We start from the raw sequence: 15,399 nt of genomic DNA, 5'->3' as shown, positions 1-15,399 counted from the left end.
ACTTAAATTATCAGCCGACCTACCCAGCCACTTACCTAAAAACCTTGAGTTTAAATCGCCATCTATAAAATCTAACTTGATCAGCGGTCTTAAGTTCTGCACATTAAGATTGCCTTTAGCTATAAAATTACTTTCATTATCATGATATCTAAAATTACTCATCTCTACATTATTATTATAAATTTTAGCAGCAAATGAAGCCGATTCTACTTCCTGGTCTTTTACTTTAAAGTTGTTGCCGTTAAATTCTATATTGTATACTTGATCTAATTTCTTTAAATACTGAGTAGTTACAGGCACCTCATTAGTTTTATTATATAATAAATCATCAATAAAATGCCCCCATATGTCGATTAATGTTAGGTTATCTAAATTAGCCTCATTAACATATAATAGTATATTATGCGTTTTGGCGGTTTGATCATTACTATAGTTAAGCAAAAATTCTTCCTCACCATGCACCAATTTAAGATTGTTAATCCGCTTTGTTAGCAGCTCTCCCTTGATACCTGCAGTATGACTATACTCACCACTGATTAAGAAAGGCAGATCATCTTGTAATATCTTCTTATTACTAGCCAAATTAAAATCATAAATTATATCAGAGATTAACTGCTTATTTTTATTAAATTGCGCATCTAATTTAAGGTTAAAATTTCTTTGAGTGATATCGCTACCACCTTGCAAAACAATCTTATCATTGCCATTATTTATATGAAATGTAACAATTTTAAATTGTTGCTGTAATTTATCATATAATAAATCCATCTCTACCTGGCCGAAATTCTCCCCAAGCATTTCAAAATTTTTAATGCCAACCTTGATCCTTTTATCTTCCCCTATAGGTTTAGGCGCTTTTAGATTGGCCGTTAGAAATTGCATGAAATTTAAGTCAAAGGCTTTGTCTTTACCATTAAGTTTTAAAAAGTTAATATCTCCCAAGGTAACTATCCTACCATCTTGGACAGTTGAGACCACATTCCCATCTATTATTGATCCGGATAATTTCAGATTTTCAATAAATTTTTGTTTTGAATTGTAAACACCTGTTAATTCTAAGTTATCCTGATTGCCAATGCCTTTGATAATAAAATCAGGCAAATAAAAGCCAAAATTACTCAGAAAGCTATTAAAATTAGTTATTTTAACAAAAATGTTAGATTTATCATTAGACGTTGATACTAAATTTATTTCCGCATCACTAGTCTTATAACGTAGATTTACACGAGAGCCTATTTCCCCTTCAAAAGAGGCACCATTACTAATAAACTGTCCTTGAAACTTAATATTGTTATTATAAGATTTATAAACATTTACATTTAACTTAGGCACAGCTTGTACGGAAAGCTCACCCAATGGAGTTATTACAAAAGATTCAACTACTCTAACCTCGCCTATATTACTCTGACTAAGCATCCATAATAAATAGCTTAAATCCAGCTTACCTTTCTCAATAATCACATTACTAATATCATCAACACCCAGCTTCCTAGAAAGTAAATTTGCAATCGATGTATAATTCAAATTAAGCTTGAGCTTACTTACTATAATATTATCATTTACTTTAAAGTTATTAAAAGTTAGGCAAGGTTGAGGCAATAGAGAAAAGCTTATTTTATCATACTCAAGATAAGCCGCATTACCAGGCGCGATATTAAAAATATTATACACTTGATCTTTTGAGATTTTATTAGGAACTATAATTATCGTCCCTATCAACCCAATTATCCCTATTACTACAATGAATACTATATAACTAAAGAAGTGCTTAAACACTATACCGCCAATTTTTATATTTAATAATAATTATTATTTTAATCAACTTAGGTTGCTTTTGCCAGTTAAAACTTAATATATATGCTTTATATACTTGAAATTTATATATAATATTGCACATTATACTTAAAAAGCATCAAAATGAATATTTTAAATATCTGTTCTAATAAATGGCATGGCGGCGTTGAACAAAGCTTTATTGATTTAAGCAGTAATTTACAGCAACTAAATCATGAGGTTACATCAGTAGTGTATCCTGGTGCCAAATTTATTCCCATACTTAGTCAAAATTCTAGTTTAAATATTATTCAATCTACATTTACTAGACGAATAGCAGCATTATTTTTCTTATTTGCGGTTATTTATTTCTGGCTGCTAATTAGAAAAACTAAAGCCAATCTTATTATTATTCACAACCGCAAACTACTTAATATTATTCATTTAGCCAAAACTAAAACAACTAAGCTAATAATGATTAATCACGGTATTAAGATAAGCAGCAAGGCGAAGAAAGCTGATTTAGTAGTAGCAGTCAATATGCTTATGGCGCAGGAATATATTAATATAGGCATAAATCATACCTTTTATCTACCCAATATGGTTGATGCATCACCTCAATTTTATACTAAAACACCACGCTCTCCGATCATTTTAGGCAGTTTTGGTAGATTTACCCAAGAAAAAGGCTTTGCTAAACTTATTACAGTTGCCAAAATTTTAAATGAAAAAAACTTTAATTTTAAATTACTGCTGGGTGGAGACGGCGAACAACGCGAAACAATTGAAGTCCTAATTAACAAACATCAACTACAATCAAAGGTAATACTGTCCGGTTGGGTAAAGGATAAAGCAGAATTTTTCAAACAAATTGATATTTTTTGCCTTCCCTCTACTTATGAGTCTTTTGGTATAGTAATTTTAGAAGCGATGATAAATTCAACCCCGGTTATTGCCACCAACACCCAAGGACCTTTAAGTTTAATTAATAATTATAATAATGGGATAATAGTAGACAAGGAATCCCCAGCCTCTATTGCTGATAGTATTATTAAACTTAGCAGTGATTTGCAGTTATACCAAACTATTGCTAATAATGCTTACCAGTTGGTTCGGACTAATTTTTCTACACAAGCATATCAAAGAAAATTGACTCAAATGCTACAGCAATTATCTGTCTAACTGTAATTTTTTACGGTAAGTAGCTAAAATTATTGAAATTTAACGCCTTTTGAGAATATAATATCTTAATTTAATTTTCGCATTTGGATCAAGATGAACGGCATAGAACTTAACAAATTAGCAGCTGCGATACTGCTTGCTGGTATTATTGCAATGACAATGGAATTTATTACTGAGGCAATATACACTCCGGTAAAACAAGTTACAGAACGCGGCTACAAAGTAGAAGGCGCTGAAGAAGATAGCAACAATATAAGCATCCAAGCTAAAGAATTTGAATGGCCTGAATATGCCATCGGCAAATTAATGGTGGCAGCAGATAGTACAAGCGGTGAGAAGCTGTTTAAAAAATGTGCTGTTTGTCATGATATTACCAAAGGCGGACCACATAAGGTAGGGCCAAATTTATGGGGAACAGTTAATCATAACAAGGCAGGCCATGAAGGATATACTTATTCATCCGCTTTAAAAGGCACCGACGGAACTTGGGATTATGAAGCACTGTTTAAATTCTTACATTCTCCAAAAAACTTTGTTAAAGGCACTAAAATGGGCTTTGCCGGCATTAATAAAGAAAATGAGATTGCAGATATTATTGCATATCTAAGGGAACATGCAGATAGCAAGCCTCCTTTACCGCCAGAAAATACGATTAGCAGTAAAAAATAAAAAAGGGAGTTTAAGCTCCCTTTTTAGCATTATAATTTTACTTTATCTGGTCACAAAATCAGGCCATTTTTTGGCATTTAATCATTTTATCTCCTTTGAGTATTCACTTGCCGTGAACCTATGAATACTACCTCTTCATCTTGCTCTTCCTGCTTAATAATCCTATTATTATGCTGAGGAGATTGCTCCCTAAGGAGGCGTTCCTCCCAAGATATTGAGCTTGCTGAAGAACTGCTTTGCTGTCCACTAGCGGCAGCAGAAAGCGGAGAACTGGCCAAGCGCATTCGTTTTGCAGCCCTCTCTTCTCCAAGTTGCTGATTTAGCTGTTGATTTTGCTGGGTTGCTCTCTCAAACTGTTCCTTATACATGCCTGCTTCTATATCTTTTTGAGTAAGTTGCCTTTTTATCGTTTCTAACTCCTGCCTTAAAGCTTCCACCTGTGCAGTATTCTGGTTAGAACTCCCACCTGCTCTTGCTCTTTTTCTGGATTGTACTTGCTGTAGCTGATGCATTTGAGTACTAAGATTATTACAATTCTGCCGCAATGTGCTAACTTCTGTTGCTTGATTTACTCTCCATTGCTCTAACAGATTAGGTACCTTTTCTGCCGCCCACAGGAAAGCATCTGCACCCTTATTACTTAATAACAAATCAAGATGATTTACTGTAAAAAATGGAGCATAATATGACAGAACATCATATGATAATCCATTTACTATCGTTGTATTAAAAATTAAATGGATATTCTCAAAAAACAATTCAGGCTTATGCTGCTTAATCCAGTCTAGCTCTACAGCGCCATTAACCAATGACACTAAATAATCTTGTTTATTATAATCCTTAATTATTTGATAAAGTGTTTTCCCTTTAATATTTGGCGGTAAACTTTCATCATCAAAGGGAAAATCAATATCTGTAATGGATACTTCTGTTGCCGCTTGATTAAAGTCTGTCAGGGTACTATTGGTTGAAGATATTATATTATATAATTTTTGCTGGGTAGCTTGGTCAATCGCCATTTTCATCGCCTGTTATTTCAAATTAGTTAAAAAATCGATTGTATTATATTTTAAAACACATAAACAATCAATTAAACTTTTGAGGATTTGTTAGTATATTATTAACCTTCTCATTAGCTATGCACTTTATTAGTATTATTGGTCAATTGGCTAGAATAACACTATAGGAGCAACTAAAGAGGCGGTAGCTATAATTATAACAAGCAACCATAATGAAGCGCCAGCAAATTTAGATCTAGAAACAACAACCGGCGTTACATAATCCTGCTCTCTAAACATCCCAACTATAATTCTACCTAAATAAATTACAGTCATTACACTGCTAATAATAAACGGAGCTATAAGATAAATATTTACTTGAGCAATACTATAAAATAGCTCATGTTTAGCCCAAAAACCAATTAATGGCGGTAAGCCAAGAATGGAGGCATAGCTTAGAATAATTATAAAAGTGACAAGCTTTAATTGACTCGCAAGACCAGTAATTTCGCTTAACTTCTTAGCTCCATATAAGGTCGAGATAATTCCTGAAGCTAGAAACAAACCTATTTTGGCAACTGCATGAGAGATCATTACTAATAAGGCAACATTTAAAGCATCCTTAATAGGTAGCAATGCGGCGATTACTATATAAGATAATTGAGCAATAGTTGAATATGCTAAAATCTTTTTAATTTCTTGCGCATGCAAAGCTCTAATACTTGCCAGCAAAATATTGATGCTTAAATAACCCAGCAGACCGACATAAATGGCATTATACTCATAATACAATTCTTGCAGCTTTATCACTCCGTAATATTTATCAATAAGCTTGATAATAACTATAGCCCCTGATTTAACTACTGCTACCGCATGTAATAGCGCACTAACTGGGGTGGGCGCAACCATGGCTTCCGGCAACCAACCTGAAAAAGGAAAAACTGCTACTTTAGCTGCACCAAGGGTGATCAACCACAAACAGATTACTGCAATAAAATTATTTTGAGTCAAACCCAGCTCAAATAAAAATACTGCGGGCAATAATAGCATGAGCGAAGAAGTGAGCAAAGTAGCCAGGTAATTTCTTCCTGCCTTAAATGATTTTTCATCTCTAAAATGAATAACCAGAATATACGTAGCCAATGTAAGCAGCTCATAACCAATAAACATACTTACTGCATTTTCAGCCATTCCAATCACGAAAGTAATAAAAATTGCGAGATTAATAGATAGGATTAAACTAACCTTATGCTTTAATTTATTAATCTCCACATAGGAGGCTAAATAAAGCGCGGTGACAAACCATAGAACCGCCACCATACCAATAAAGATTTTAGCAATATAATCAATTTGCAATTTTAATTTGATTTCTTGATATAAACTATATTCAAAAAATAAGTGCTTTTTAAGGTTATGCTTTTCCAAATAAGCAAGAATAATCACATAGATAACAATGGAGCTAAAAGAAGCTAGGATCATTACTAAGTTTCTTACTTTTGGCTCCTCTTTAGCACTTAAATAACCAACCATTGAAATGACTGGCATCAACAAAAAAGCAAGTATTAAGTAATTTAGTATATTATATTCTGTTACCATACACTCATATCGATTAAATCATTGATCTGATTAAAGTAAGTTAACATTAACATTTGAATTATAAGCATTACGCTAATAGAAATTTTCTGCTGAGAAGTCACAATTATAGCTTTTTGATGGATAATACTTGTATCAAAAATATTGGTAACAATTTTTAATCCACAAAGTATTGCAAATACTGAAGAAACTATAATTGGAATAATAAACCAAATATTATTACTAAAAAAATATTTGATCATCATAAATTTCCCTAAAAATCCAATAGTAATAGGAATACCAATTAAGGTCGCAAATGCAATAATCAAATTAATTGCTAAAAACCTATTATTTAGAAACAAACCGTGAACATCCCTAAGCTTAGTAATATTATTTACTTCTAGTACTGAAATTACAAACCATAAAGTAAGCTTAGTTACCACATCAATTATCATTAACTTAATCGATAATTTAATGGAACCTGAATTAAAATTATTAAATAACGGTAATAAAAAATAACCATTACTAGTCAGACTAGCCCAAGCAATCATGCTTCGTAAATTATTTTTAAAATAAGCTACCAAATTACAAAACATAAGGTGAATTATAACTAAAGCACTAAAATAAATCGTGTACTCCATCAACATTTCTTTAAAAATATTAATGCTACTGATTAACTTAATTAGTATTATTATCATCACCTTTCCTAGAATGGGTGCTGCTGCAATATTATAAAAAAGTGAGGCATGGGTATAAACATCTACTTGCCAAAATGAAAAGGGCATAACAGCTATCTTAACTAGCAATCCAACTACAATTAAAATAAAAGCAAATCTAAGTAGTGGCAAAATCTGTAAATTAATATCTATAAGCTCTGTTAGCCTTCCAGCAACATCCTCAATATTTAATCCGCCAGTTAAAGCAAATAAAATCCCTACTCCTAACAAGTAGAATAACGCAGCCATAGTGCCAATTATTAAATAACGAAATGTGGCAACTAGCCCTTTAGGGTCTTTACCGGTAGCCGCAAGCGTATAAGCTGATAGCGAAGAGATTTCTAAAAATACATAAATATTAAATAAGTCATAACTTAAACTCATGCCGATTAAACTGGCAAACAAGAGTAAAAAGATACATAACACTTTAGCCTGGAAAGTCGTTGCAATATAGTGTTTAAATGTTTTGCTTACATGCAATAAGCATAACACTGCCACTAAGCACAAAACCAATTGCACAGCCAAAGATATTTCATCAATTTTAAAGGCAATACCAATTTTAGGATGCCAATTACCAAACACATAAAAAGAAGGAACAAAATTGATTAAACCCACCAAAGATAATAAGCTTATCAAAATCATAGTGCCAAAAGTAAAGTTATAAGCAACCCTATTACCTTGTAATGCTACTATCGGAGCCACAATTAGCATTAAAACTAATGGCAATACAAACATATTGAGATTATTACTAAAATACTCAATCATTCATTTTCAACTTATTTTCATTAATTGTTTTAAAATGCCGCTTTATTTGCATAAGCAAGCTTAAACCTACCGCTGTCACCGCCACCCCTACCACGATCGCAGTTAACATCAACACTTGCGGAAGAGGGTTACTAAACTTATAATCAAAGCATCCTTGTAATTTATCCAAGCAAGGATAAACCGGTGTAATACTGTTTTTTACAAAACCTACGCTTAAAAAAAACATAATAACCGCAGTTTGCATAATGCCAAGCCCTACTAGTTTTTTAAAAAAATTAGCACTACTTAGAATAATGACTATCCCAAGAATAAAAATTACAAACACTAACCCAAAAGGTAAATTATTCACTATGCTACCTATCATCTGTAGTAGATTTAAAGCTAGCTAGCTTAATAAAAATATTAGTTAAAACTGCAGCCACCGTAATTGCAACCCCTATTTCAATAACTAATATTCCTATCTTTTGGGCAAAATGAGGATCTTTCGCTAGATAATAATAGTTCAGAAAATTTCTTCCCAATAACAAACCTAGCAAACCATTTCCTGCATAAATTAAAACGCCAATTGACATCGCATAATCTAAAATCTTAGGCTTGATTCTTTGTTGAAAAACTTTAAGTCCATGAACCATTATATAAAAAATAAAAGCTACGGCAAATAGGGCACCTGCCTGGAAGGCCCCTCCTGGGGCTACTTCTCCATGAAACAATACATAAAAAGCAAAAATAAATATAATCTGAATGATGATACTTGAGATAACTTTGATAATTAAATCATTCATTTTTTTCCTCAAATTGAATTGAAGTAATAATAGTCACAGCAATACCCGCAATAAATACCACCATAGTTTCACACAAAGTATCGAACCCTCGGTAACTGGCTAAAATTGCTGCCACCATTGAGTTAATACCAATGTCATGATAAGTATGTTGGATATAATATAAACCTAAATTTAGGTTAGATGCAGATAAAATCGAACCAAAATCTAACACTTTTAATATATTAAAAGCACCTATAAAGGCAAAGATAGCAATTAATAATATTAGTAAAGTCATTAGCTTGTTAGCTTCCAAGCTGTTCTCTTCTACCTTTTGAAAAGTAACAAACATAAAAATAGTGCCAATCGCAGCATTTACTGCTGCCTCAGTTAGCGCCACATCAGGAGAATTGACTAAAGCGTACCACAGAGTTGAAAATATACTGATTACGGATAATAACACCGCTTGGATAATCATTTTTTCTGATAATACTACTAACATGGCCGCTACAATTATTGCAAGGCTAACAATAATTAACCCATAATGAATAATAAGTTCCTGCACTTAATTTACTCTCTTATCATCTTTAGAATTAGCAACATTAAAAATTGAACTAATTAAACAATGTGCACTAGAAGGATTAGTAATGAGTAACAACATAAGTATCAGGGATAATTTACAAATGGCGATAAAATCACCAGATTTACACATTAAACCTATAATCACCAAAATAATACCTAAACTATCCCCAACCCCGCTTGCATGCATTCTTGGATAAGTTTCAGGAAATCTTAGAATTCCAATAGCAGAGAGTAAAATTACCACCGCCCCAATTAAAATAATAATTTCCCCTAATTTTAAAAAAATTATTTGCATATCTATAAAAATCTATCGTTGCTAAAAAATTTTAATATAGCAAAGCTAGCAATAAAGGCTGTTAATACATAAATTAATACAATATCTATTAGATAACTATTATAAAAAAATAAGCTTAAAATTAATAATATAGCACTGACTAGATTATTAATGGACCCAGCAAGCAACAACCTATCAAATACTCCTGGCAACCTTACTACAGCTATAATCAAAATCAGCAATGCAATACTCAAGATAACTAATTGGCTAACTATCATGCTTTAAAGCCTTGATATTAATAAACTTTTTAACATTATCAAACATCTCATGATCTTTTAATCCTTCAGCCATATTATCGTCAATAGCATGAACTATTAATTCATCTGCATTACTTTTAATAGTAATAGTTCCCGGAGTTAAGGTAATAGAATTGGCATAGAAAACTATTTGCGCTTCACTTGATTCGGGTGCCAGAGTTACTTTAACAAACTTTGGTTTTAGCGAAGGTTTAAAGGAAATGATTTTTTTGATAATATACAAGCTTGCATTTGCAATTTCTTTGAATATATAAATAATATAGAAAAGTGTATTAGTATAATTTACTTTGATAGCTGAAAATTGCTGATATAGTTTAAGATGTTTAGCAAGAAAAAAGGTCAAAAAGCTGCTTAAGATTCCTGTTGAAAGCAAAAAGCTATCATTGGATCCCGAACAACAATACCATAACAAGAAGTAAAATGACAGCCACCTAAACATTAAATTTATTAATACAGTTATCAGTTATGTTTTTGCTTTATAAAAATCAAAAAATGAGTATAAGATAAATACTACTATATTATTCAGATTAGTAAGTATAACCTTAAAGTCAAACAATTAAATCATTCTTTTTTAGGTCAAAAAAATTTATGAATAAGAAGACTTCAAAAACCCAGAATACTGATAAGAGCAATGATTCAGAGCTTAATATCAAAAAATTAGTGAGCAAAGGAAAAAAAGAAGGTGGTCTTAGCATTGATGATATCAATAATATGATCCCTGCTGATAACTTATCAGTCGAACAATTAGATAATGCTTTTATCACTCTATCTGAAGCCGGCATTGAGATTGAGGATGATAGCGATGAAGATGTTGCTATTGATAATGATTATGTAATCGACCAAGAAGTAGATGACTCAGAAGAAGAGGAATTTGAAACCGGTAAAACTGACGACCCAGTTAAAATGTACTTAAGAGACATGGGCGGAGTTGAACTTCTTTCCAGGGAAGGTGAAATTGAAATAGCCAAAAGGATTGAAGAAGGCCGTGACTTAATGATCAGTTCGCTATGCGAAAGTCCTCTTGCAATGAGAATGTTTATCAGTTGGTATGAAGATCTAGCTAATGAAAAGATTTTCTTAAGAGATATTATTGACCTAGAAGCCACTTATGGCAGCAATGTTGAAGATTTTGAAAACGCTGATGCTGCAGATTTTTTAGACGAAGAAGAGGAAGAAGAGAGCGAAAATAGCGAAGATAGCGAAGATAGTGAAGGCACTGAAGAAGATTATGAAGTAGATGACTTTGGTGGCACTAGAAATACCTCCCTTAGCACCATGGAACAAGAACTTTTACCTACTGTACTTAATACTTTAGAGGCTGTGGTAAAAATTGCCGAAAAAATTTTAGAACTAAATCCAAGAAAAATAGCATTACCAGCTCCTGAGCAAAAAAAGCGTAAAGAGTTAGTTTTAGAGCTAGCTAAGAAAGTCGGTGAGATTAAAATCCATCCAAGATGCATTGAAAGAATGCTAGACAAACTCTATAGTTTCAATAAAAAATTAATTTCTTTAGAAACTCAGCTACTTAAACTTGCTGAAAAAGCTAAAATTAGCCGCCCAAGCTTCCTTAAAAATTATAAAGGTAACGAGAACGATCCTAATTGGCTTGAGAACATGAGCAAGTCTAAAGAAAAAGGCTGGAAAGAATTTAGCGAACATTTTCAAGCAGATGCTGAAGATATCCAAAAGCAAATTTTTGATATTACCAAGCAGGTTGAATTAAATATTACCGATTTTAAAAACCTGGTTAATACCGTTCAAAAAGGGGAAAGAGCCTCTAATAAAGCTAAAAGAGAAATGATTGAAGCCAACTTAAGGCTAGTTATCTCTATTGCTAAAAAATATGCTAATCGTGGGCTACAATTCTTAGATTTAATTCAAGAAGGTAACATTGGCCTGATGAAAGCGGTTGATAAATTCGAATATCGTCGTGGTTATAAATTCTCTACTTATGCAACTTGGTGGATTAGACAAGCCATTACTAGATCAATTGCCGATCAAGGACGTACCATTCGTATACCTGTTCACATGATTGAAACTATTAATAAAATTAGTAGAACTGCAAGACAAATGCTTCACGAGATGGGACGCGAACCAACTCCAGAAGAAATTGCACAGCGCCTAACCATTCCAGTAGATAAGGTTAGAAAGATTCTTAAAATTGCCAAAGAACCTGTTAGCTTTGAAAGCCCTATTGGTGGCGATGAAGATGGCAGCAGTCTTGGTGATTTTATTGAAGATAAAAATGCTGTATTACCATTAGATGCAGCAATTAATTCTAATTTACGTGAAACTACTACCCGCTTACTATCCTCACTTACCCCAAGGGAAGAAAGAGTATTACGTATGCGCTTTGGAATTGGCATGAATACTGATCATACACTTGAAGAAGTAGGCTACCAATTTTCAGTCACTCGTGAAAGGATTAGACAAATTGAAGCTAAAGCCTTGCGCAAGCTTAAACATCCAAGCAGATCCAAAAGATTATTTGGCTTCTTAAATATTAAGAATAAAGATAATACTGGCGGTGCTTAAAACAAAAAAGGGAGCTTGGCTCCCTTTTTTAATAACCTAATCATATTATAATTTCTATTAGGTTTGTGTTATACCAGACAATAACTTAATTTGATTTATTTAAATTTGGCATATTTTTGAGCAAAGATACAGCCAGAGCATTTGAAACTTGCTTGTGCTTTTACCTATAGTCCTGCATCTATCAGGACCATATCACTCAAAATACCGTTCAATTTTTATCTGAAGCTGCTTTTTTAATCACCATATTTGCGCCCCGGGATATTGCCATCCCGCTTAAAGATATCTACAAATATTACAATTATTTTTATTATACCAATAATAATTTTTCGGGGTCCTAGCTTATCCTTTATTATTCATATTAGGCTTAGCAGTAGCTTAATTATTGGTTGTACAAATAAGCTAGAAAATCCATCTTAATCACCACTGACAAAAATAGGAGTCTGAACATCCACTTTTATGCCGGGTATAAAAGTGATATCTTTATTATCATCAATATAATTATAATTAACTCTTACCTCTTCTGCTTGCTACGATTTTTATTAGCTTGATAGCAATTATAAATTGCAGCTTATCTTATAAACAAGGTTGTTTTTTCTCTTGTTTATTAGTTAACACCAATTATTGTTAGCAAATTATTAATTATTAAGAGTAGATTGAGAGGAAAGCTATAGAAAATATGGATACTATTACAGAATAATTTTAGCAATCAATCATATGAAGGTTAAGACCCAATAGCGGCCAAATATGGCTGCTTCCTTTCGGACCTGACCAGGTTTTCTGACATATTGCCCTTAACCTTCGGGAATTATTTAAACATATTCTATATAAAAAGCAAGCAAAGTAAAAATTATTTAATCATAGTTCTTATCAAACCACTTCTAATTCCTGCTCTTGTTCTTCTAGTGGAGGAGTTATATCAGGACTCAAATTATGGCCAGCTTGGTTTTGAATAACAGGTGGATTTAATACACTAGCATGAGCCATCCGCATTACATCTATATCCCTCATATCCCGCTCACTCAGCGGAGTAATGGACTCAGGACCCTTTTTTTCCATTTCATCCAGTATCTGTTCCAATCTATCAAAAAAGGTATTACAAGTTCTTTCAAGAGCCTCCGGCCATTTATCCACAGTAAAATACACCGGAGAATTTACAATCTCTACCACCAATGTAGCACCCCTAACCGCATAATCATGAATTTTCATAACTACACTCCCAGCCTTGCCTAATTTTTCACTCAAATTAACAGCTGTTTCTAAGCCTTGAGCAATTCTTGGATGAGTATTCTTCATTTTGTTAGCGGCATCCGCTAAAAGATTAGCACCAAATTTATTTAGTGCGCCAACACCTGTACCTACCCACTTTGCAGCAACACCATGCCCTTTTAAAGTAGGAGCTATCCATGCACCATCACTGCTTTCTTGTCTATTTGCATAGCCCGCGGTAAAATTATCACTAATTTCTTTCTCAAAATTATTAGCAACTGCATCTAAAGATTTTTTAACCTTTTTTGCTAAACCATTATCCTCATTAGCATTTAATTTTCTTTTCTTAACTTGGTCTTTAACCAAAGTATTAGTAGCGCTTGACATAATTAGTTCTCATTTTTGTTAATCCCACCATATCAGATAGTAGATTAACTCTCAAGAAAATATTAATGAAATGTTAATTTTTTGCATTATTGGTATCTTGCTATGTAATGAATCAAGTTAAAATTAATAATAGGCATAAGGAAAGAAACTTAGTAAAAGCTAAGTGAACATATAGCTATAAAATAGCAAAATCCAAATTTACTCACTCTAACTTAAGCATCAAGCTAGCTTCTTTTAATGCTTTATACTAATAGATATAAACATATACAACCAAGACAAATTGGAATAAATACGGCCAAAAGTCAAATTTTAATATTAATTAAATATGCCGCCTCATTTTCGTTACAAAGCTGGTGCTTAGGCTAATAATATATTATTCGTACTATCTTATGACAAGTTGCATAAATTTTATAAAAAACAAGAGATTAATTTTTTATCCCCTACCATATCCTCCGCCTTGCCCACCAATTTCTAGCTGCTGACCTTGATCAACTTTAGGAGTATTATCAGGACTAACATTTTGACCAGTTCCATCTGGAATATTAGGGGGACTTACTACCATAGCACGGCTTGTATCCAATACATCTAGATCTCTCATCTCTTTTTCAGTTGGAGGAGTAACGTTAGAAGGACCTTTTTTCTCCATTTCACCCAACATTTGTTCCAACCTATCAAAAAAAGTGTTACATATATTTGTCATAGCTTCCGGCCATTTATCTACAGTATAATATACCGGAGAATTTACAATATCCATTACTAATGCAGCACCTCTGCTCACATATTCAGTCGCTTTTAATGCCGCTTGTCCAACTTTACCTAAATTTTTATTTAATTTAGCTGCCGTTTCTAACCCTGCAGAAATGTTAGGATGTTTATCCTTTATATTTTTAGCAACTGCTGTTATAGTATCAGTAAGGCCATTATTTAGCGTACCTACTCCTGTCCCAACCAACTTTACAATATTAGCATGTGCTCGAAGGGTCTGAGAAGGCACAGACATACCCCCTTGCCTAGTAAATTGGCTAGAAACTTCTTTTTCAACATCGCTAGCAATCCGTCCTACTGTCTTACCGGCTTTAGTAGCTACGTCTTTTACTTGTTGTTGGGCTGAAGCATATTTCAGTTTAGGTTGTACATCTTGTTTTGGTTGAAGTGATTGTTGCTGTGGAGAAATATTTTTTGTTACAGTATTCGGATCCTTACCTGGTGTACTGCCCATCTCGAGATTATTTTCAAGATCAGAAGTACCTTTTTGTCTTGCAGCTTGCGCTTGCTGCTTCTCTCTAGGGGCAAAGGCTTGATCTAACCTTGATGCTACATTCGCTATATCACTCTCAGGTATGTTAGCTAAAAAAGCTGTTTTAAATTGTTGCTTATTCTCCACCATATTATACAAATCAGGATGTCTTTCTAAGGTTTCTAATACCAACCCAACACGTGATGAATGGGTGTAATTTTTAATCTCAAACAGATCATTTTGTAACTTTGGAGAAAGCTCAGGTTGCATAACACTAAACAAAAGTTCACTGAAGCCTTTTTCACCCGAATTGTAATATTTTGCATTTTCATATGCATAATCGGCCAGGTTGTTTATCGTACGATTATTAAATCTATTACCATTAGAACTACTAGACATAATTAAATCTCTATAATTTTAATTTAATT

At 32.9% G+C, this 15,399-nt stretch carries 15 protein-coding genes and 1 other RNA gene (1 of these 16 cut by a window edge); 3 read left to right on the top strand and 13 right to left on the bottom strand.

Annotation, left to right across the window (positions count from 1 at the left end; genetic code table 11):
- On the bottom strand, positions 1–1,776 hold the 5' portion of the coding sequence (locus EF513_RS04430) for an AsmA family protein (RefSeq protein ID WP_125216208.1). It extends 864 nt beyond the left edge of the window; only the first 1,776 of its 2,640 coding nucleotides appear in the window; it begins with the start codon at positions 1,774–1,776; its stop codon lies off the left edge, out of view.
- Positions 1,777–1,917: 141 nt separating this feature from the next.
- Between EF513_RS04430 and EF513_RS04425 the strand changes: the two genes are divergently transcribed.
- Positions 1,918–2,955 (top strand): glycosyltransferase family 4 protein, encoded by a 1,038-nt coding sequence (locus EF513_RS04425; protein ID WP_125216207.1) that lies wholly within the window; start codon positions 1,918–1,920, stop codon positions 2,953–2,955.
- Positions 2,956–3,048: 93 nt separating this feature from the next.
- On the top strand, positions 3,049–3,624 hold the full coding sequence (locus EF513_RS04420; RefSeq protein ID WP_125216206.1) for a c-type cytochrome: 576 nt from the start codon (positions 3,049–3,051) through the stop codon (positions 3,622–3,624).
- 86 nt (positions 3,625–3,710) lie between these two features.
- Here the strand turns inward: EF513_RS04420 and EF513_RS04415 are convergent, their stop codons facing one another.
- From EF513_RS04415 to EF513_RS04375, 9 genes are all read right to left on the bottom strand, one after another.
- Positions 3,711–4,643, bottom strand: coding sequence for a hypothetical protein (locus EF513_RS04415; RefSeq protein WP_125216205.1), 933 nt, complete (start codon positions 4,641–4,643; stop codon positions 3,711–3,713).
- Positions 4,644–4,793: 150 nt separating this feature from the next.
- Positions 4,794–6,218 (bottom strand): proton-conducting transporter transmembrane domain-containing protein, encoded by a 1,425-nt coding sequence (locus EF513_RS04410; RefSeq protein WP_125216204.1) that lies wholly within the window; start codon positions 6,216–6,218, stop codon positions 4,794–4,796.
- A complete protein-coding gene (locus EF513_RS04405) occupies positions 6,212–7,675 on the bottom strand; it encodes a proton-conducting transporter transmembrane domain-containing protein (RefSeq protein WP_125216203.1) in 1,464 nt (487 codons plus the stop codon). Before EF513_RS04405 ends, EF513_RS04410 begins: the two co-directional genes overlap by 7 nt.
- Entirely contained in the window at positions 7,668–8,024 is a 357-nt protein-coding gene (locus tag EF513_RS04400; RefSeq protein ID WP_164503823.1) for a cation:proton antiporter subunit C, read from the bottom strand. The genes EF513_RS04405 and EF513_RS04400 overlap by 8 nt, the downstream gene beginning before the upstream one ends.
- Before the next feature lie 4 nt (positions 8,025–8,028).
- Positions 8,029–8,457 carry a Na(+)/H(+) antiporter subunit B gene (locus EF513_RS04395; RefSeq protein ID WP_125216201.1) on the bottom strand — a complete coding sequence of 143 codons (429 nt, stop codon included), beginning with the start codon at positions 8,455–8,457 and terminating at the stop codon, positions 8,029–8,031.
- Positions 8,450–8,998 (bottom strand): hydrogenase subunit MbhD domain-containing protein, encoded by a 549-nt coding sequence (locus EF513_RS04390; RefSeq protein WP_125216200.1) that lies wholly within the window; start codon positions 8,996–8,998, stop codon positions 8,450–8,452. Before EF513_RS04390 ends, EF513_RS04395 begins: the two co-directional genes overlap by 8 nt.
- Entirely contained in the window at positions 8,999–9,310 is a 312-nt protein-coding gene (mnhG, locus tag EF513_RS04385) for a monovalent cation/H(+) antiporter subunit G (protein ID WP_125216199.1), read from the bottom strand.
- A 2-nt stretch (positions 9,311–9,312) separates the two neighbouring features.
- On the bottom strand, positions 9,313–9,567 hold the full coding sequence (locus tag EF513_RS04380; protein WP_125216198.1) for a hypothetical protein: 255 nt from the start codon (positions 9,565–9,567) through the stop codon (positions 9,313–9,315).
- Complete coding sequence (locus EF513_RS04375; protein ID WP_125216197.1) at positions 9,557–10,045, bottom strand: Na+/H+ antiporter subunit E; 489 nt, start codon at positions 10,043–10,045, stop codon at positions 9,557–9,559. Before EF513_RS04375 ends, EF513_RS04380 begins: the two co-directional genes overlap by 11 nt.
- Before the next feature lie 149 nt (positions 10,046–10,194).
- Here EF513_RS04375 and rpoD point away from each other — a divergent pair, with 149 nt between their 5' ends.
- Positions 10,195–12,141, top strand: coding sequence for an RNA polymerase sigma factor RpoD (gene rpoD / locus EF513_RS04370; protein ID WP_125216196.1), 1,947 nt, complete (start codon positions 10,195–10,197; stop codon positions 12,139–12,141).
- Between the two features lie 710 nt (positions 12,142–12,851).
- On the opposite strand, the gene ffs is transcribed toward rpoD, so the two are convergent.
- The 3 genes from ffs to EF513_RS04355 all read right to left on the bottom strand — a co-directional run bounded on the left by ffs (position 12,852) and on the right by EF513_RS04355 (position 15,370).
- Positions 12,852–12,944, bottom strand: an RNA gene (gene ffs / locus EF513_RS04365) — signal recognition particle sRNA small type.
- Positions 12,945–13,008: 64 nt separating this feature from the next.
- Complete coding sequence (locus EF513_RS04360; protein ID WP_125216195.1) at positions 13,009–13,734, bottom strand: hypothetical protein; 726 nt, start codon at positions 13,732–13,734, stop codon at positions 13,009–13,011.
- 433 nt (positions 13,735–14,167) lie between these two features.
- Positions 14,168–15,370 carry a hypothetical protein gene (locus EF513_RS04355; protein WP_125216194.1) on the bottom strand — a complete coding sequence of 401 codons (1,203 nt, stop codon included), beginning with the start codon at positions 15,368–15,370 and terminating at the stop codon, positions 14,168–14,170.
- Between the last annotated feature and the right edge of the window lie 29 nt (positions 15,371–15,399).

Origin of the sequence: Rickettsiales endosymbiont of Stachyamoeba lipophora (assembly GCF_003932735.1) — a bacterium.
Taxonomy (GTDB): Bacteria; Pseudomonadota; Alphaproteobacteria; order Rickettsiales; family 33-17; genus RICK01.
This window is presented reverse-complemented; position numbering and strand designations above follow the sequence as displayed.